Genomic DNA, 17,184 nt, shown 5'->3' on the forward strand with positions numbered 1-17,184 from the left:
GTGCTATTCGCGCGCCGCGGCGTGGTGGTGCGATGTCTGACCACGTCCTGGTCCATTCAGCCTCGGTCCGCCACGAGCGGGATGATCGTCATTTAACTTCGGAGCACGTGCGCTCCAAAACGGTATCGCCATGAAGCTTATCAGAACGAATGATGGAAAGGTCGGCCTCTTCGTGCGCCTCGCTCAGGGACCGTCCATCATCGATGTCGGCGGCAGCGCCGGCGTGTTTGCGCCTCACGATCCGCTGTCCGGCGGGTTCGTCAACGGCACGTTCAAGGACGGCTGCGATTGGCTCACGATCATCAAGCACTGGCGATATCTCAAGCCCGCCTTGCAGAAGCTCGCGCGCATCGCGGTCTCGACGCCGGACCACCCGCGACTGGTTCTTCGGCCCTTCACGGACCATTTCGAGGCGAACGGTGCCGCCGAGACGATCCTTGCGATCGACGTGACCGACATAGGAAGCCTCGACGAACGAGATCCGACGGGGCGCCGCGCGATGGAACGCCAATTCGCCAACGCGGTCGAAGAGAGCGCGGCCGCGACGCGGCATCCGGGTGTCGTCGACTTGTTGCCGCGCATCCTTGACCGGTAGGCCGCGCCCGTTGCTGTTTCCTCGGCGGGTGTTTGGCGGAAGCTCACGGCTCGTGTCCGACACCGCGCGCGTCGTTCGAGGCCAGCAGAGCGTCCAGGCGCTTTCGGGTGAGCCGCGCGAGAAACGCTGCACGGCCAGGGGTTGCAAGGTCATCGAATGGAGCAGCTGACGACTGCTCCAGCACCGCCCGTACATCCGGCCGCAAGAAGGCTCCGCGAGCTGCAAGGAACGTGTAGAGACTGTAAGGCGCGAAACAGGACATGGCGCATCTCCGCCGGCATCGGGATCTTTCGTTTGTCAGGAGCAACGGGCTCGCGCACTCCGCTTCTTGCCTTTGCATCCGCGGAGACGTCCGGGCGGAGGCGACGATGCCGCCTCCAGCCATAACAATTCGATTCGAAGGCAAGAATCGAAGTGCGCCCGGCAGCGGCGCGATGAAGCTCTCGCGCAAACGGACGTTGCGTCACACCTGGAGGCATCGCATGAGGGTAATCCTGACGTTGGTCGTGCTGTTGTCCGGACCTGCACCAGGCGAAGCTTCCACGTTGCTCGATAGGTTTCGGGTTGCTCAGGCGCAGGCGCCTTCGGAGTGCGTTACCGCCTGCAATTCAGCCAACTATTCCTGCTCGACGAATTGCGGCTTGTCGGGATCCTGTGTCGCCCAATGCACTGCTGAGGCGTCGGCGTGCAAGGCTCGCTGTGCCGGGCCAAGATAAGTGCTGGCCGGCCTCAGAAGAGCGAGTGGGAGGACGTCCTGCAGCCGGTCGGGAATCGGGTGGCTTATTGTGTCGCTGACGGCGATGGTGGTGAACATGGACCAGCCAAAGTCCGCAACTGTCCCGATCGAAAGCAGGGATCGGAGTGCAAGACGAGCGCGATGTCGGACATCGATGTTCCCGCTTTGCGGATAGGAAGACGTTACCATGCCTACATTGTCGGCCACCAAGCAGCGAACAAGAAATCCCCCGAGCGTCGTCGACGATCCTCGTTGGGCGCGTATTGTGGCGCGTGACAAGACCGCAGACGGCAGCCTTTGGTACACGGTCGCGACGACCGGAGTATATTGCCGCCCGTCATGTCCGTCTCGGACGGCAAATCCCAGGAACGTACAGCTGCATGATACGCTCGCAGCTGCGCGAGCGACCGGATTCCGACCGTGCAAACGCTGTAATCCGGAGGGCCGCTCCGTCGATGGAGAGAATGCGGCCATCGTTGCGCGGGCGTGCCGTCTGATCGAGCAGAGTGAGGAAGAACCTTCGCTGTCCGATCTGGCCGCAGCGGTCGACCGGAGCTCCAGCTATTTCCATCGGGTGTTCAAGGCGACGACGGGGCTCACCCCCAAAGATTACGCGATCGCCCATCGCACGCGACGCGTCCGTCGGTGCCTGAACGAGGGCAATAGCGTAACTGGCGCGATCTATGATGCGGGCTTCAACTCCAGCGGGCGGTTCTATGCGAAATCGATGGACATGCTTGGCATGACGCCAACCCACTACATCAACGGTGGCACGAACGAGGAAATCCGCTTCGCTGTCGGCGAGACCTCACTCGGCTCCATCCTGGTGGCGTCCAGCCACAAGGGAGTGGCCGCGATTCTGCTAGGCGACAACCCGGACGAGTTGGTCCGCGATCTGCAGGATCGGTTTCCCAATGCCAAACTCATCGGAGCGGACAGGAGCTACGAGGAGTTCGTGGCTCGGATCGTTGGCTTCGTCGAGATGCCGAAACTCGGGCTCAATCTCCCGCTGGACGTGCGCGGGACCGCCTTCCAACAACGTGTCTGGCAGGCGCTGCGTGAAATTCCGGTCGGCTCCACGGTCTCCTACACAGAGATCGCCCGCCGCATCGGCGCCCCGAAGGCTGTCCGGGCGGTCGCCGGAGCGTGCGCGGCGAACAATCTCGCGGTAGCAATTCCGTGCCATCGCGTCGTCAAGAACGACGGCGCCATCTCGGGCTACGCGTGGGGCGTGGAGCGCAAGCGCGCACTCCTCGAGCGTGAGGGCCGGCCTGGCCTCTGATCATCGCGCGTAACCGCGACAAGACCAGCAAATTGCCAATTGGGCGGAGGAGCGCGTTCGCCGACTGTCCAGATGCGCACAGCGCAGAGGCGGCCTCAAATCTGCGCGGTCGCCTCAACGCCCCCAGGGCCGGAGCGGCGGCGGGTCGCCGAGCGGATCCGCGAGTTCGTCTGTCTCCGGGAACAGATCGCGCGCCTCCAGCAGCTCCGAAAGTTCGGCAGGCAGAAGGAAGCGCTCCATATCGCAGAGCAGTTCCTTCGCCCACACGATCAGACGCCGCATCTCCGGTGAAAGACCATCCTGCTCCTTCGTCTCCTGCCGCGCGACCCAGTCGCGCAATTCGAGCGCCTTATTCTCGGTCTGGATGAGTTTCTGAAGCAAAGCGCCCCGTTCGGTTTCTCGCGATTGGCGGGCAGCCGCCAGACTGCGACGACGCGCGAGCTCGTCGGTGTCGCTTCGTGCAGCACTGATGTCGCTCATGCGTGCATCCGGATCGTTGTTGGGTCGAGCGAGACGGTAGGGACGCCCCCGGTGACCGGCAGTCCGTTTCTTGCTTTCAAATTCGAAAGAACTGCGTCCGCGGATTTTCGGCTCGAATGTGTAGATCCGTTGGCCATACCGGGCGTCCAGCGGCACGCAGCGGGTGTGGATGCGGCGACGCCCTGCCATCAATGATCGACGAAAACAATCAATTTGGAAGCAAGAAGCGGAGTGGAAGCCCGCATCAGTTGCGCGACCCTCGAAGCCAAGAGATGCTTCGAGAGAACCGTCATGATGTCTTCAAACACATTCCTGGCATTTGCAGCCGCGCGCGGCGACGGTCTGCACCCGAGATTGCGCGAGCTGCTAGAGCGGACAGCCGCAAATCCGTCCGCGGTGCTGAGAACGCGCCATGACGGCATGCTCCAGGCAGGCCCGAACCCTGCATCCGAAATATTGGAAGCCGATGCTCATGTGACGCCGTTCTCACGTCGAGGGAACGTCACAGCCGTGGTGCCGCCGAAGGCAAACGCGCGACGATAGCGACTGCCGGGTCACGCCAGCCGGTCATCATGGCGCACGTCTCACCACGTGAGCGCGGTGGCCTTACCAGGTATAACGGACTACGCCCTTGCCGGCATAGGAGTTGCTGACGTTCGAGAACTCGCCGTCGAAGGTGGCGGCCGCCGACCAGCCGTTGGTCCACTTCCATTCGGCGGATGCGCTGGTCAACGCGGAATCGGCGGCGTGCGTCGCGCCGTTCACGACGAAGCTTGCACCGGGCAAGGTCTGGAATGTCGCCAGGACGCTGCGGTCCGGATCGTAATCATGCGCCCAGGCGAGCCGACCGCGCAAAGTGAGGACGCCATTCTGCATCGCGAACGATTTGTCGGTGCGAGCACCGAGCTCGCTGCGGGTATCGGTTGCAGTCTTGGCGCTGTAGCCGAGCGCAAACGTATTCAAGCCGACGATGGCCTGCTCCATGTAGTTCGGCAATTCAAAGCTGACGAACTGCCCCGCCGCGTAGGGCGTGATGCCGATGCCGCCGATGATCGGCGCGACGAAACGATAGCCGCCCTCGATGCGGCCACTCCAGGCATTGGCGTTGAACTGGGCGCGCAGGTGATCGATGCCCGCGACGGTCACGATGCGGTCGGTCGTGATGTCCTGCCAGCCATAGGCGAGCGCGGCGGTGAAATAGGCCGGGCCGACATTGTGCCGTACGAACGCGCCGGCCTGGAACAGGTCGGAGCGGCCATCGCCGAGGGTGTTGGTGCTGAAATTGGTGCCGCCACCCGCGAGCGCGAAACCGGCCAGCGTGTTCGGCGATATCAGGTAGTCGGCGCCGACGGCAGTGCCGACAATGCTGCTGCTTGTGTTGTTCGATCCCAGCACGGCGTTGCCGTCGGTCCGCTGCGATCCGCCGAAGCCGGCGGCCCACACGCTCCAGCGCTGCGCGAACGGCGTTACCGGCGGTGCCTTGGTGAACATCGCAAACGCGTCGGTCTTTTTTCCGGCGGCGTAGGCCGACGTCGCGTCCGCATAGGGCGCCGCGCCGCCGTTGATCGGTTCGCCACGGCCCGAGATGGAGGGATCGATCAGCAGGCTGATGAACTGGCTCATCGCGTCGAACGTAGCCTGCTGCGAGCCGGTCGCGCTTTCGCCCGACAGCTGGCTCAGGCCGGCGGGCGTCAGTCCGCCGAACACCATCGGAATGCCGCCGTTGGCGTTGAAGAAGGCGGCGATGGCGTTGCCGACATTCTGCTGGTTGGTGCTGAGCGTGCCGGACTGCGGCGTGAAGGCCAACGCCAGATCGAGATAGGCATGCGTCGTATCGTAGCTCAGCGATTCCTTGAAACCCGAGGGAAGACCGAGCGAGCCTATTCCTGCGAAGGTCCCGTTGACGCCGCCCGTAGCCGTCAAGATCGTATATCGCTTGGCAACATAAGTCCCGGTCGTGAAACTTGCGCCGACGAGTCCATTGAGCGTCGCGGTGCCCGTGACATTGGCGAATGACGACGTCGCGGGATCGAGGAACACCAGATAGAGCGCGCCGGACTGGAATGCGAGATTGCCGGCGACTGTCATCGATGTGCCGGGTGCCGCGATCATGCCCGGAGCGAACGTGCCGCCCGCGTTGATTTGGGCGGAGCCGACGGTTCCGGCGCCGGTCAGCACTCCGTTCGCGGCGACCGTCGTCAGTGACGATGACGCGATCGAGCCGTCGACTTGCAGCGTGCCCGCGGTGATCGTCGTCCCGCCTGTGTAGGTATTGGTCCCGCTCAACGCCAGCGTACCCGTTCCCGTCTTCTCCAGCGCGCCGGAGCCCGACGTGCAGCCGCACGGAGAGTTGTCGGCGATCACGCCGGAAACTTCGGTCGAGAGATTGTTGCCGCCCACCACCAGCGTATTGTGGCCGCCGATATAGTACGAGCCGGAGCCTTCAATCGAGCCGGCGGCGATGCGGTGGTCGAGATTGGGACCGATGCTTTGACCGAAATCGACATAGCCGGTGCCTTGGGTGATGAACCGTGCATTGCCGCCCGTGCTGGAGTCATGGAATGTGATGCCGGCGCCGCTGTCGGTCGTGATGGTCGCGCTGCCCGCGGTGCTGTTGTTGGCAAATGCGATCAGACTGCCGTCGCGATTGCTGATATTGGCTGTGCCCGCGGTGGCCTGATTGTTGAATGTCAGGAGGCCGCCATTGTCGTTGACGATGGTCGCATTGGCGGCCGTCGAGGTGTCGTTGAAGACCGTCGCGCCCCCATTCAGGTTCGTGATGGTCATGGTGCCGGCCGACGTTGCGTTGCTGAACGCCGTGCTGCCAGGCGTTGCCCCCGGCAACGCGCGGTCGTTGACGATCGACGTGATGCCGCTGGTATCGGCATTGACGATGTTGAACTTGGCATAATTTGCAACGTTGCCGACGATGCTGCCGGTATGGCTGGCGTCACCGAGCTGCAACGTGCCGGCCTCGATCACCGTGCCGCCGGTGTAGGTATTGGTGCCGCTCAGCACCAGCGTGCTGTTGCCGAGCTGCTGAACCATGACGCCGGCGACGCTTTCATTGATATTGCTCGAGATCGTGATCGTCTGGCCGGCATTGGCGTTGTCGACAAGTCCACCAGTCGGCCCGGCCAGGTTGAAGTTCACGTTCAGGCCGGAGATATTGTAAGACTGCGCATTGGCAGTGAAGGTCCAGCTGTCCGGCCCCCCGATGCCAGAGGCCAACGTCACGGTCGCACTGCCGGTGTCGGCGAAAATCGCCGTTTGCCCGGCAGCAACGGGCGGCGCGGCGGCGGGAGGGTTCGACCAGTTGGTGGCGAGGTTGTAGTCGGTCGTGATCGTCGATCTGCCGGCTCCGCCCCAAATGTACTGAGCTTGCCCGACGGTGAGGCTCGACACGTCAGCCTGAACGGTTGTGCTGATGGTGCAACCCAGGCCAAGAAGGCAGTCTTGTTGAAAGAATCCTTGAATGCCGGAGCCGCCTGATGTCGAGGGGTTGTAGGTAAATGGCCCCGTGAGTGAGAACGGAACGCTGCCGGCGGGTCCGGAAACCGAGGATTGAGAGGACGTGGTTCCATAGGAGTAGGGGAATACGAAAGTGTCCGCCGCACTGTGCATTTGATCGCTGAATGCGGGGCTTTGATGAGCGATGATTTCGGCAACGCTGGGGTTGATTTGAATGGTCGTTCCGCCGATTGTCACCGATGCGCCGATCGCGGGCGGCACGCCGAAATGATCGATGTCGCCTGAATAACCCTGGGAGGCGTTAGGCGGCGGGCTGCTCTCCGGCGTCCCTCGTGGAATATAAAAAATGAAACTGGACGTGTAGGTCTTGCCGACGAGATCGTTGTTTCCGTTGACGGTGCCGAATATGCCGGTCAGGTCGTTGTCATATGTGACGGTGCCGGTGTAGGTGACGCTCACGTATCCGGCTGATGCACCCGTCGGTACGCTGGCCAGCGCCAGGCTTGCGACCATCAGGCTTGAAAGGCTTCTTTTCAGATTATCGTTGTCGATGGCGACATCATCAACGCACTCGATCAACGTTACCGGATGATCGATCGCAACGGCGCCCAAGTGGCGACGTCGGGATGCGAGCGACGTCCCCGAGAGCCGCGCGGCGAGAAAGCGCCGCGTCGATCCGCCGCGGACAACGGCAATCGTGTGTCGTTCCAAAAGCAGCATCAGCCCCACCCGCCGCTCGGTCGCGCACGTCCTCGCGCAGAGATGTCTCCGCGAGTCCCTTTATCCCGGCCCCAAATTTACCCACGGACTGCACAAATCGAAAGCAGATTGGGTGCGCAGGGTGTCACGTGCCCAGCGAAACCTCGGCGAGTGTGGCCGAAAGGCCGCAATCGGCGCGGCGGCGCGCGTTCGCAACATTTCGGAATAATGGAAGAATGCCGCTGAGTTGCCCGACGTGTCAAGCCGCTAGTCCGGTCGCCGGCAGTCGCCGGCTCCTTTGCATGGGGTTGTTTTCGATGTTTTGGTCGCTGTCGCGCGTCGGATGACGCGGGTCAGGCTATTCGCCGTTCCAGCCGCAGGCCCTGAGCCGCTCATGCATGTGCGGCGGCGCCGGCGCGACCACGTGCACCGGCTCCTTGTTCCGCGAAATCGGGATGCCGATCTCGCGGGAGTGCAGATGCAGGATGGGCTCGCCGAAACGCGGGCCGTTGCCGTAGATGTTGTCGCCGACGATCGGCCAGCCGGTGGCGGACGAATGCACCCGGAGCTGATGGGTGCGGCCGGTGACCGGCTCCATCGCCAGCCATGTGAGGTGTTGCGTGAGGATTTGGCCGCGGCCGAGCACCTTCCAGTTGGTGACGGCCTTCTGCCCGTCGGGATCCGGTTTCTGCCACCAGCCGCGTTCGGCATTGAGCCGGCCGAGCGGCATGTCGATGGTGCCCTCGTCTTCGGCAGGGCCGCCCTCGACCACGGTCCAGTAGGTCTTCGCAATCTTGCCATGCTTGAACAACAGCCCGAGCGAGGCGGTCGCCTTGCGGTGGCGTCCCAGCACGAGGCAGCCCGACGTATCCTTGTCCAGCCGATGCGCCAGTACCGGCGGCCGCGGCAGGCCGAACCGCAGCGCGTCGAACGATGCCTCCAGATTGGCTCCGCCCTTCGGGCCGCGATGCACCGGCAGTCCCGCCGGCTTGTCGATGACCAGCATCAGCCCGTCGCGATGGAGCAGCCGCGCCTGAATTTCTTCAGGGGTCAATTGGGGAACGTCGTTCAATTCGTCGAGACTTTCGTTTGTGGGGGGAAACGGCTAACACACCCGCACCATGAACGATACCACTGCGGAACCTCCCAAAAAGAGCTGGTGGCAGCGCCTGACCGGCGGCCTGAAGCGCACCTCGGGCGCGCTCGGGACGGCGGTGGCCGATCTCGTCACCAAGCGCAAGCTCGACCGCGCCATGCTCGACGACATCGAGGATGTGCTGCTGCGCGCCGATCTCGGCACCGAGGTGTCGGTCCGGATTGCGGAAGCCGTCGGCAAGGGCCGCTACGACAAGGCGATTTCGGCCGACGAGGTCAAGGAGGTGGTCGCGACCGAGGTCGAGAAGGTGCTGTCGCCGGTCGCGAAGCCGCTCGCGATTGACGCGGCGAAGCAGCCGTTCGTGATCCTCGTTGTCGGTGTCAACGGCTCCGGCAAGACCACGACGATCGGCAAGCTCGCGGCAAAGCTGTCAGGCGAGGGCCGCAAGGTGATGCTTGCCGCCGGCGATACGTTCCGCGCCGCGGCGATCGAGCAATTGAAGGTCTGGGGCGAGCGCACCAAATCGCCGGTCATATCCGGTGCGCAAGGGTCGGATTCGGCAAGTCTCGCCTTCAGCGCGCTGACCGCGGCGAAGGAGCAGCAGCGCAACGTGCTGCTGATCGACACCGCCGGGCGCTTGCAGAACAAGTCCGAGCTGATGAACGAGCTCGAGAAGGTCGTGCGCGTCATCAGGAAGGTCGACGCGACGGCGCCGCATGCGGTGCTGCTCGTGCTCGATGCCACCGTAGGACAGAATGCGTTGTCGCAGGTCGAGGCGTTTCATCGTACGGCAGGCGTCACGGGCCTCGTGATGACCAAGCTCGACGGCACCGCGCGCGGCGGCATCCTGGTGGCGCTGTCGGAGAAGCACAAACTGCCGGTGCATTTCATCGGCGTCGGCGAAGGCGTCGAGGATCTCGCGCCGTTCACGGCGAAGGATTTTGCCAAAGCGATTGCAGGTATCGAGGCATGACCCCGAAAAGTGGAAACCGGTTTTCGGATCGGGTCGTGCCTCAAACCAAGATTGAGGATTGATGGACAAGACCCAACCGCATCCGCTGTTCAAGCTTGCGACCGAACTCGGGCCTCTGCTCGTGTTCTTTGTCGCCAATGCCAAGTTCAATTTGTTCGTCGCAACCGGCGCGTTCATGGTGGCGATCGTGGCGGCGATGATCGCGTCCTATGTGGTGACCAAACACGTGCCGATCATGGCGCTGGTGACCGGCGTGATCGTGCTGGTGTTCGGCACACTGACGCTGGTGCTGCACGACGAGACCTTCATCAAGGTCAAGCCGACCATCATCTACGGCCTGTTCGCGGCCGTGCTCGGCGGCGGATTGCTGTTCGGCCGTTCCTTCATCGCCATCATGTTCGACCAGGTGTTCAACCTGACGCCGCAGGGCTGGCGCATCCTCACGCTGCGCTGGGCGCTGTTCTTTACTGCGCTCGCTGTTCTCAACGAAATCGTCTGGCGCACGCAGACCACGGATTTCTGGGTGAACTTCAAGGTGTTCGGCGTGACGCCGCTGACCATGATCTTCGCCATCGCCCAGATGCCGCTGACCAAGCGCTATCATCTCGAGCCGGCGTCGCTGGAGACCAGCGAAGCGGATGCGGGCGACGTGCGGAAATAGCCGCTCTCGCGTCCCGGACGCGGTGCGGCGCGCAGTGCCGCTCCGCAGAGCCGGGATCTATGTTTGTGGAGAGATGGGCCCCGGCTCGGCTGCGCATCACTTCGTGCTGCGCAGCGTCCGGGGTATGAGAGGCCTAACTACCCGCCGCCAGCGCCTTCTCGATCTCCGCCCTGAGCACGGTGGTGATATTGTCGGGCGTTACCGGGCCGACCAGCTTGTAGACGATCTTGCCTTCGCGTCCGACCACGAAGGTCTCGGGCACACCGTAGACGCCCCATTCGATCGAGGCGCGGCCGTTGCCGTCGACGCCGACGATACCGAACGGATTGCCGTAGCGGCCGAGGAAGCGCCGGGCGTTTTCGGGCGAATCCTTGTAATTGATGCCGATGATCTGGAAGCGCTTGTCCTTGCCGAGGTCGGTCAGCAGCGGCGCCTCGTCATGGCAGGGCACGCACCAGGACGCCCAGACATTGACCACGCTGACCTTGCCCTTGAACGTGGCGGGATCGAGCCCTGGAATGGGCGTGCCGTCCCTGGTCAGGCCGTCGAGTGCGGGCAGCGGTGTCTGCGGCGCCGGCCGGCCGATCAGCGCCGAAGGAATTTTCGAGGGATCGTCGCCATAGAGCCGCAGCAGGAACAGGCCGGCGAGCCCGAGGAAGATGACCAGCGGCAGCGCGACCAGCCAGCTCGGGCCCCGTCGCGGGCTATTCGTCGCCTGCTCGCTCATCGCATATCCACGGTGCTGCGGCCGGAGCGGCGCGTGACGCCGTTGGCCTCGAGCTCGCGCAGCCGTGCCTGCTGGCGGCGGTGGTCGGCGATGATCCAGACGATCAAGAGCAGCACGACCGCCGTCACCAGCACGTAGGACGTCACGATGAAGGAGGCGTAAGGACCGAGCGACATCGCGTCACGCCGCTCCGATTTTTGACGCGTTTTCTTGACGCGAACCGGTGCCCACTTCGCTCGAAAACGCAACGTTGCTTGCCTGCATCATCTGCAGGCTGCGCACACGCCGGCGCAAAATCTCGTTGCGCATCGCCGCCAGATGCAAGGTGATGAAGAGCAGCGAAAACGCGATCGCCATCACCAGCAGCGGCCACAGGAACGCCTTGTCGAGCGTCGGGCCGCCCATGCGGAACACGGAGGCGGGCTGATGCAGCGTGTTCCACCAGTCGACCGAGAATTTGATGATCGGGATGTTGATGGCGCCGACCAGCGTGAGGATCGCCGCCGCCCGCGCCGCGCGCGAGGGGTCTTCCACCGCACGCCACAGCGCGATCAGGCCGAGATACATCAGGAACAGGATCAAGACCGAGGTCAGCCGCGCATCCCATTCCCAGTAGGTGCCCCACATCGGCCTTCCCCACAGCGATCCCGTGACCAGCGCGAGAAAGGTGAAGGCGGCGCCGATCGGGGCGGCGGCCTTGGCCGCGACGTCGGCGAGCGGATGCCGCCACACCAGCGTGCCGAGCGCGGCGACGCTCATGACGCCCCAGACGAACATCGACAGCCACGCATTGGGCACGTGGATGAACATGATCTTCACCGTGGTGCCCTGCTGATAGTCATCGGGCGCCATCGCCGACTGGTAGAGCCCGATCGCGAACAGGATCGCGGTTGCGCCTGCAAGCCACGGCAGGATGCGTGTGGTCAGCGCCAGAAATCGGGTCGGGTTGGCGAGATCGGTCAGCGTCATGGCACTCTGATAGTCGTCCGACGTGGCGCAGGCAATCGGCCGAACTGCTCTCGTCGAGATTTGATCTGGCCCATTTCAGTCCAACCCGTGCCGGAGGCTCGCAGCCGCCGCAAACGGCCCGATCACGAGACTGATCAGGGACAGCGCGCAGAGGATCGAGAACGGGGTTCCGAACGGCAGCGGTCCCGAAATCGCCGCCTGCGAGGCCGCAACGCCGAAAATCAGGACCGGGATCGACAGCGGCAGCACCAGCACCGCGAGCAGCAGCCCGCCGCGATGCAAGGTCACCGCCAATGCCGCGCCGATCATGCCGGTGAAGGTCAGCGCCGGCGTTCCCGCCAGCAGCGTCACCGCGACCGCAAGCGTCGCATTGCCGTCGAGATTGAGCAGCAAGCCGAGCGCCGGCGTCGCGATGATCAGGGGCAGGCCGGCTGCCAGCCAGTGCGCCAGCGCCTTGGCCGCGCAGGCGAGTTCCAGCGGCGTCCGGCTCATGACGATGAGGTCGAGCGAGCCGTCCTCGTGATCGGCCGTGAACAACCGGTCGAGCGTGAGCAGGCTCGCCAGCAGCGCGCCGAGCCAGAGGATCGCGGGGCCAAGCCGCGTCAGCAGCGCCAGATCCGGCCCCACCGCGAATGGCATCAGCACCGTGACCGTCAGGAAGAACAGCACACCGATCAGCGCGCCGCCGCCGACACGCAGCGCGATCCTGATGTCGCGGCGGATCAGTGCGGCAAGCGCGCTCATGCTGCGCCACCGATGCGCATTTCCCGCGCGTCGATGCCGAGCGGCAGATGCGTTGCCGCCACCAGGATGCCGCCCCGCGCGAGATGCTCCCGCATCAGGCCCACGAACAGCTCCTGGCCGGCGGCATCGAGCGCCGATGTCGGCTCATCCAGCAGCCAGACCGGGCGTCGCACCGAGAGCAAACGGGCGATCGAGAGCCGGCGGCGCTGGCCGGCGGAGAGGTAGGCAGCAGGCAGATGCGCGGCGTGATCGAGCGCCACGGCAGCGAGGCATGCGCGCGTGTCCTGCCCTTCGCCGCCGAGGAAGTCGCGCCAGAAGGTGAGGTTCTCAAGCACGCTCAATGCCGGCTTCAGCGCGTCGCGGTGGCCGAGATAATGGGCCTGTTCGGGCAGGCTCAGCTCGGCATCGCCGCCTTCCAGCGCGATCGCGCCTTCGGCCGGGACCAATAGCCCGGCGATCAGGCGCAGCAGCGAGGTCTTGCCCGCGCCGTTGGGGCCGGTGATTGCGAGCGCCTCGCCCGCGGCGGCAGACAGATCGAGGCCGGAGAACACCTCGCGGCCGCCACGCACGCATGTCAGATTTCGTCCCGAGAGCCGCATGCTTCTCCTTGTCACAGCCCTCTGAAATCTTTGGCTACCGCGTGAGAATTTTTGGGTCGCGCATCGCTGGCGCACGCTTGTCGCTGTGGCGGCGCTTCTAGAAAGGTTCTATAAGCCCGGAACTTGATGCAGCACACACAATCGGCGGCCGCAAGCCACCAGGTCGATCTCCACGGCCGGTGCGGCCAACGGTGTTAAAATACCCTTGCCGGGTATAACTGACAATTGGGATCCCTCGCATGACCTCACTCGACAGCTTCAAATGCCGCAAGACCCTCAAGGTCGGTGGCAAGACCTACGTCTATTACAGCCTGCCCCAGGCAGAGAAGAACGGACTGAAGGGCATTTCGAAGCTGCCGTATTCGATGAAGGTTCTGCTCGAGAACCTGCTGCGCAACGAGGACGGCCGCACCGTCAAGAAGGACGACATCGTCGCGGTCTCGAAATGGCTGAAGAAGCGACAGCTCGAGCATGAAATCGCCTTCCGCCCGGCGCGCGTGCTGATGCAGGACTTCACCGGCGTTCCGGCGGTGGTCGATCTTGCGGCGATGCGCAACGCGATGCAGAAGCTCGGCGGCGATGCCGAGAAGATCAACCCGCTGGTGCCGGTCGACCTCGTCATCGATCACTCGGTGATCGTCAACTTCTTCGGTGACAACAAGGCGTTCGGCAAGAACGTCGTCGAGGAGTACAAGCAGAACCAGGAGCGCTACGAGTTCCTGAAGTGGGGCCAGAAGGCGTTCTCGAACTTCTCGGTGGTGCCGCCCGGCACCGGCATCTGCCACCAGGTCAATCTGGAATATCTCGCGCAGACGGTGTGGACCAAGAAGGAGAAGATGACGGTCGGCAAGAAGACCGGCACCTTCGAGGTCGCCTATCCCGACTCGCTGGTCGGCACCGACTCGCACACCACGATGGTGAATGGCCTTGCCGTGCTCGGCTGGGGCGTCGGCGGCATCGAGGCCGAAGCCTGCATGCTCGGCCAGCCGCTGTCGATGCTGCTGCCCGAAGTGGTCGGCTTCAAGCTCAAGGGCCAGCTCAAGGAAGGCGTCACCGCGACCGACCTCGTGCTGACCGTCACCCAGATGCTGCGCAAGCAGGGCGTGGTCGGCAAGTTCGTCGAATTCTTCGGCCCCGGCCTCGACTTCCTCTCGGTCGCGGACAAGGCGACGATCGGCAACATGGCGCCTGAATACGGCGCGACCTGCGGCTTCTTCCCGGTCGATGCCGCGACCCTCGATTACCTCAAGACCTCCGGCCGCAAGGCCGATCGCGTCAAGCTGGTGCAGTCCTACGCCAAGGCGCAGGGCCTGTTCCGCACCGCCAAATCGGCCGATCCGGTGTTCACCACCACGCTGACGCTCGACCTCGCCGACGTCGTGCCGTCGATGGCCGGACCGAAGCGTCCCGAGGGCCGCATCGCGCTGCCGGCGGTGTCGTCCGGTTTCGCCACCGCGCTGGTCGGCGAGTACAAGAAGCCCGAGGGTGAGCAGAAGCGCTACGCGGTCGAGGGCCGCGATTTCGATCTCGGCCATGGCGACGTCGTGATCGCCGCGATCACCTCCTGCACCAACACCTCGAACCCGAGCGTCTTGATCGGCGCCGGCCTGCTGGCGCGCAACGCGGCTGCCAAGGGCCTCAAGGCCAAGCCGTGGGTGAAGACCTCGCTCGCGCCGGGGAGCCAGGTGGTGGCGGAATATCTCGCCAATTCGGGATTGCAGGCCGATCTCGACAAGGTCGGCTTCAACCTGGTGGGCTTCGGCTGCACCACCTGCATCGGCAATTCCGGCCCGCTGCCGGAGGACGTCTCGAAGTCGATCAACGAGAACGGCATCGTCGCCGCCGCCGTGCTGTCGGGCAACCGCAACTTCGAAGGCCGCGTTTCGCCGGACGTGCAGGCCAACTACCTCGCCTCGCCGCCGCTGGTGGTCGCGCATGCGCTCGCCGGCACGGTGACGAAGGATCTCGCGGTCGAGCCGATCGGCACCGGCAAGGACGGCAAGCCGGTGTTCCTGAGGGACATCTGGCCGACCACCAAGGAGATCAACGCCTTCATGAAGAAGTTCGTCACCGCGACGATCTTCAAGAAGAAGTATGCCGACGTGTTCAAGGGCGACACCAACTGGCGCAAGATCAAGACCACGGAAAGCGAGACCTATCGCTGGAACATGAGCTCGACCTATGTGCAGAACCCGCCCTACTTCGACGGCATGAAGAAGGAGCCCGAGCCGATCAAGGACGTGGTCGACGCGCGCATCCTGGCGATGTTCGGCGACAAGATCACCACCGACCACATCTCGCCGGCCGGTTCGATCAAGCTGACCTCGCCCGCCGGCAAATTCCTCAGCGAGCATCAGGTGCGTCCCGCCGACTTCAACCAGTACGGCACGCGGCGCGGCAACCATGAAGTGATGATGCGCGGCACCTTCGCCAACATCCGCATCAAGAACTTCATGCTGAAGGGTGCCGACGGCAATATTCCGGAAGGCGGCCTCACCAAGCACTGGCCCGACGGCGAGCAGATGTCGATCTACGACGCCGCGATGAAGTATCAGGAAGAGGGCGTGCCGCTGGTGGTGTTCGCCGGCGCCGAGTACGGCAATGGCTCGTCGCGCGACTGGGCGGCGAAGGGCACGCGCCTGCTCGGCGTGCGCGCGGTGATCTGCCAGAGCTTCGAGCGCATCCATCGCTCCAACCTGGTCGGCATGGGTGTGCTTCCGCTCACCTTCCAGGACGGCACGTCATGGTCGTCGCTCGGCCTGAAGGGCGACGAGAAGGTCACGATCCGCGGGTTGCAGGGTGACCTGAAGCCGCGCCAGACCCTGACCGCCGAGATCGTGTCCGGCGACGGGGCCAAGAAGGATGTCCCGCTGCTCTGCCGCATCGATACGCTGGATGAGCTCGATTACTACCGTAACGGCGGCATCCTGCATTATGTGCTGCGCAAACTCGCGGCTTAACGCGAGTTTGTGATCATTGCCTCACTGCTTAGTGAGTAGCGGCTAAAAAGAAGGCGGCCTATGAAAAAGGCCGCTTTCTTGCGTTGTGGGGCACGCAGTTCAAGGACAAACTCATGCTCCGTACAATTACGGATGGAAATCATCACGACTGGTTCGCAGTATGACAGCGATGATGGCCTATAATCGTATCTCGCAATGGTCGAGCGCACTCGGTATCTGCGCCATCATCGCGATCATCCGCCCCGCGCACGCCGATCCGCGTGCTGTCGTCGAACTCTTCACTTCGCAGGGATGCTCGTCCTGTCCGCCCGCGGACAAGGTCATCGGCGAGCTTGCGAAGGATCCCGATGTGATCGCGCTGAGCATGCCGATCGACTATTGGGATTATCTCGGCTGGAAGGACACGCTGGCCGATTCCCGATTCAGCGCGCGTCAGAAAGCCTATTCGCACATGCGTGGCGACCGCGACGTCTACACGCCGCAGGCCGTGATCAACGGCTCGGCGCATGTGATCGGCAGCGACAAGGCCAGCATCGAAAGCGCCATCAAGGACACCGACGGCAGCGCCGGTGTGATGTCGGTGCCGGTGACGATGACGCTGACCGGCAAGCAGATCAATGTCTCGGTGGCGGCGTCCAAATCTCCCGCGGCATCGCGCGGCGAGGTGTGGATCTGTTCGATCTCGAAGGCGGTGGCGATCTCGATCGGACGTGGCGAGAACCGCGGCCGCGAAGTCACCTACCACAACGTGGTGCGCAACCTCTTGAAGGTCGGTGACTGGAACGGTTCGTCCGGCAGCTGGACTGTGCCGCTCGAGAACATCACGCGTGATGGCGTCGATGCCGCGGCGGTCTATGTCCAGGACGGCAATCGCGACAAGCCGGGCCCGATGCTCGGCGCCGCATTCACGTCGCTCCACTAGCATCGCCACTGCGCGAGCTGCGCCGGCCCGGCGGGTGTAGCCACACGCGCTATCGTGTCGTCGCCCTCGCGGCGAGGGACGAACATCCAGACATGGATTGAAACGAAAGCGAGCCGTCGCGTGCGCGTCGATCGCGGTTGATCGAAAGCAGGCCCCAAAACAAAAAGGACCAACTTTCGTTGGCCCAGTGTTGGGATTAACTCCCCTGCGAACAGGCCCGATCCCGACGGCCCCGGGGGGCTGGGGGCTGAGGAATCCGGAACCGAAAGG

Annotated in this window: 15 protein-coding genes; 6 read left to right on the plus strand and 9 right to left on the minus strand. The window is 63.9% G+C overall.

Annotated elements, in window-relative coordinates; all coding sequences use genetic code 11:
- The first annotated feature begins 130 nt into the window (after positions 1-130).
- Positions 131-595 (plus strand): hypothetical protein, encoded by a 465-nt coding sequence (locus IC762_RS35155; RefSeq protein ID WP_210338411.1) that lies wholly within the window; start codon positions 131-133, stop codon positions 593-595.
- Positions 596-1,211: 616 nt separating this feature from the next.
- Here IC762_RS35155 and IC762_RS01825 read toward each other — a convergent pair.
- Positions 1,212-1,409, minus strand: coding sequence for a hypothetical protein (locus IC762_RS01825; protein ID WP_195786959.1), 198 nt, complete (start codon positions 1,407-1,409; stop codon positions 1,212-1,214).
- A gap of 109 nt (positions 1,410-1,518) precedes the next feature.
- Between IC762_RS01825 and ada the strand changes: the two genes are divergently transcribed.
- On the plus strand, positions 1,519-2,613 hold the full coding sequence (gene ada / locus IC762_RS01830) for a bifunctional DNA-binding transcriptional regulator/O6-methylguanine-DNA methyltransferase Ada (RefSeq protein WP_195786960.1): 1,095 nt from the start codon (positions 1,519-1,521) through the stop codon (positions 2,611-2,613).
- 114 nt (positions 2,614-2,727) lie between these two features.
- Here ada and IC762_RS01835 read toward each other — a convergent pair whose 3' ends face one another.
- The 3 genes from IC762_RS01835 to IC762_RS01845 form a co-directional block, all read right to left on the minus strand.
- Complete coding sequence (locus tag IC762_RS01835; RefSeq protein WP_195786961.1) at positions 2,728-3,093, minus strand: hypothetical protein; 366 nt, start codon at positions 3,091-3,093, stop codon at positions 2,728-2,730.
- Positions 3,094-3,699: 606 nt separating this feature from the next.
- Positions 3,700-6,498 (minus strand): autotransporter outer membrane beta-barrel domain-containing protein, encoded by a 2,799-nt coding sequence (locus IC762_RS01840; protein ID WP_246801397.1) that lies wholly within the window; start codon positions 6,496-6,498, stop codon positions 3,700-3,702.
- Between the two features lie 1,123 nt (positions 6,499-7,621).
- Positions 7,622-8,335, minus strand: coding sequence for an RluA family pseudouridine synthase (locus IC762_RS01845; protein WP_195786962.1), 714 nt, complete (start codon positions 8,333-8,335; stop codon positions 7,622-7,624).
- Between the two features lie 49 nt (positions 8,336-8,384).
- On the opposite strand from IC762_RS01845, the gene ftsY reads away from it, so the two are divergent.
- Both ftsY and IC762_RS01855 read left to right on the plus strand, forming a co-directional pair.
- On the plus strand, positions 8,385-9,332 hold the full coding sequence (ftsY, locus tag IC762_RS01850) for a signal recognition particle-docking protein FtsY (protein WP_195786963.1): 948 nt from the start codon (positions 8,385-8,387) through the stop codon (positions 9,330-9,332).
- A 61-nt stretch (positions 9,333-9,393) separates the two neighbouring features.
- Positions 9,394-9,993 carry a septation protein A gene (locus tag IC762_RS01855; RefSeq protein ID WP_195786964.1) on the plus strand — a complete coding sequence of 200 codons (600 nt, stop codon included), beginning with the start codon at positions 9,394-9,396 and terminating at the stop codon, positions 9,991-9,993.
- A 133-nt stretch (positions 9,994-10,126) separates the two neighbouring features.
- Here the strand turns inward: IC762_RS01855 and IC762_RS01860 are convergent, their stop codons facing one another.
- The 5 genes from IC762_RS01860 to ccmA form a co-directional block, all read right to left on the minus strand.
- Positions 10,127-10,720, minus strand: coding sequence for a DsbE family thiol:disulfide interchange protein (locus IC762_RS01860; protein ID WP_195786965.1), 594 nt, complete (start codon positions 10,718-10,720; stop codon positions 10,127-10,129).
- Positions 10,717-10,896: a heme exporter protein CcmD gene (gene ccmD, locus IC762_RS01865; protein WP_195786966.1), complete on the minus strand. Its 180-nt coding sequence runs from the start codon at positions 10,894-10,896 to the stop codon at positions 10,717-10,719. Before ccmD ends, IC762_RS01860 begins: the two co-directional genes overlap by 4 nt.
- A gap of 4 nt (positions 10,897-10,900) precedes the next feature.
- A complete protein-coding gene (locus tag IC762_RS01870) occupies positions 10,901-11,689 on the minus strand; it encodes a heme ABC transporter permease (RefSeq protein ID WP_195786967.1) in 789 nt (262 codons plus the stop codon).
- A 75-nt stretch (positions 11,690-11,764) separates the two neighbouring features.
- Positions 11,765-12,433, minus strand: coding sequence for a heme exporter protein CcmB (gene ccmB, locus IC762_RS01875; protein ID WP_195786968.1), 669 nt, complete (start codon positions 12,431-12,433; stop codon positions 11,765-11,767).
- Positions 12,430-13,032 carry a heme ABC exporter ATP-binding protein CcmA gene (gene ccmA / locus IC762_RS01880; RefSeq protein ID WP_195786969.1) on the minus strand — a complete coding sequence of 201 codons (603 nt, stop codon included), beginning with the start codon at positions 13,030-13,032 and terminating at the stop codon, positions 12,430-12,432. Before ccmA ends, ccmB begins: the two co-directional genes overlap by 4 nt.
- Positions 13,033-13,271: 239 nt before the next feature.
- Between ccmA and acnA the strand changes: the two genes are divergently transcribed.
- Positions 13,272-15,992 carry an aconitate hydratase AcnA gene (gene acnA / locus IC762_RS01885; RefSeq protein WP_195786970.1) on the plus strand — a complete coding sequence of 907 codons (2,721 nt, stop codon included), beginning with the start codon at positions 13,272-13,274 and terminating at the stop codon, positions 15,990-15,992.
- Positions 15,993-16,152: 160 nt separating this feature from the next.
- Complete coding sequence (locus tag IC762_RS01890; RefSeq protein WP_195786971.1) at positions 16,153-16,914, plus strand: DUF1223 domain-containing protein; 762 nt, start codon at positions 16,153-16,155, stop codon at positions 16,912-16,914.
- The last annotated feature ends 270 nt before the right edge of the window (positions 16,915-17,184 follow it).

It is taken from the genome of Bradyrhizobium genosp. L, assembly GCF_015624485.1.
Taxonomy (GTDB): Bacteria; Pseudomonadota; Alphaproteobacteria; order Rhizobiales; family Xanthobacteraceae; genus Bradyrhizobium.

What these genes read in the sequence shown, in the direction of transcription:
- acnA (WP_195786970.1), top strand. Translation starts at nt 13,272, where the DNA reads ATGACCTCACTCGACAGCTTCAAATGCCGCAAGACCCTCAAGGTCGGT.
- ada (WP_195786960.1), top strand. Translation starts at nt 1,519, where the DNA reads ATGCCTACATTGTCGGCCACCAAGCAGCGAACAAGAAATCCCCCGAGC.
- ccmD (WP_195786966.1), bottom strand. Translation starts at nt 10,896, where the DNA reads ATGTCGCTCGGTCCTTACGCCTCCTTCATCGTGACGTCCTACGTGCTG.
- ccmA (WP_195786969.1), bottom strand. Translation starts at nt 13,032, where the DNA reads ATGCGGCTCTCGGGACGAAATCTGACATGCGTGCGTGGCGGCCGCGAG.
- ccmB (WP_195786968.1), bottom strand. Translation starts at nt 12,433, where the DNA reads ATGAGCGCGCTTGCCGCACTGATCCGCCGCGACATCAGGATCGCGCTG.
- IC762_RS01870 (WP_195786967.1), bottom strand. Translation starts at nt 11,689, where the DNA reads ATGACGCTGACCGATCTCGCCAACCCGACCCGATTTCTGGCGCTGACC.
- IC762_RS01855 (WP_195786964.1), top strand. Translation starts at nt 9,394, where the DNA reads ATGGACAAGACCCAACCGCATCCGCTGTTCAAGCTTGCGACCGAACTC.
- IC762_RS01860 (WP_195786965.1), bottom strand. Translation starts at nt 10,720, where the DNA reads ATGAGCGAGCAGGCGACGAATAGCCCGCGACGGGGCCCGAGCTGGCTG.
- IC762_RS35155 (WP_210338411.1), top strand. Translation starts at nt 131, where the DNA reads ATGAAGCTTATCAGAACGAATGATGGAAAGGTCGGCCTCTTCGTGCGC.
- IC762_RS01825 (WP_195786959.1), bottom strand. Translation starts at nt 1,409, where the DNA reads ATGTTCACCACCATCGCCGTCAGCGACACAATAAGCCACCCGATTCCC.
- IC762_RS01890 (WP_195786971.1), top strand. Translation starts at nt 16,153, where the DNA reads ATGACAGCGATGATGGCCTATAATCGTATCTCGCAATGGTCGAGCGCA.
- ftsY (WP_195786963.1), top strand. Translation starts at nt 8,385, where the DNA reads ATGAACGATACCACTGCGGAACCTCCCAAAAAGAGCTGGTGGCAGCGC.
- IC762_RS01835 (WP_195786961.1), bottom strand. Translation starts at nt 3,093, where the DNA reads ATGAGCGACATCAGTGCTGCACGAAGCGACACCGACGAGCTCGCGCGT.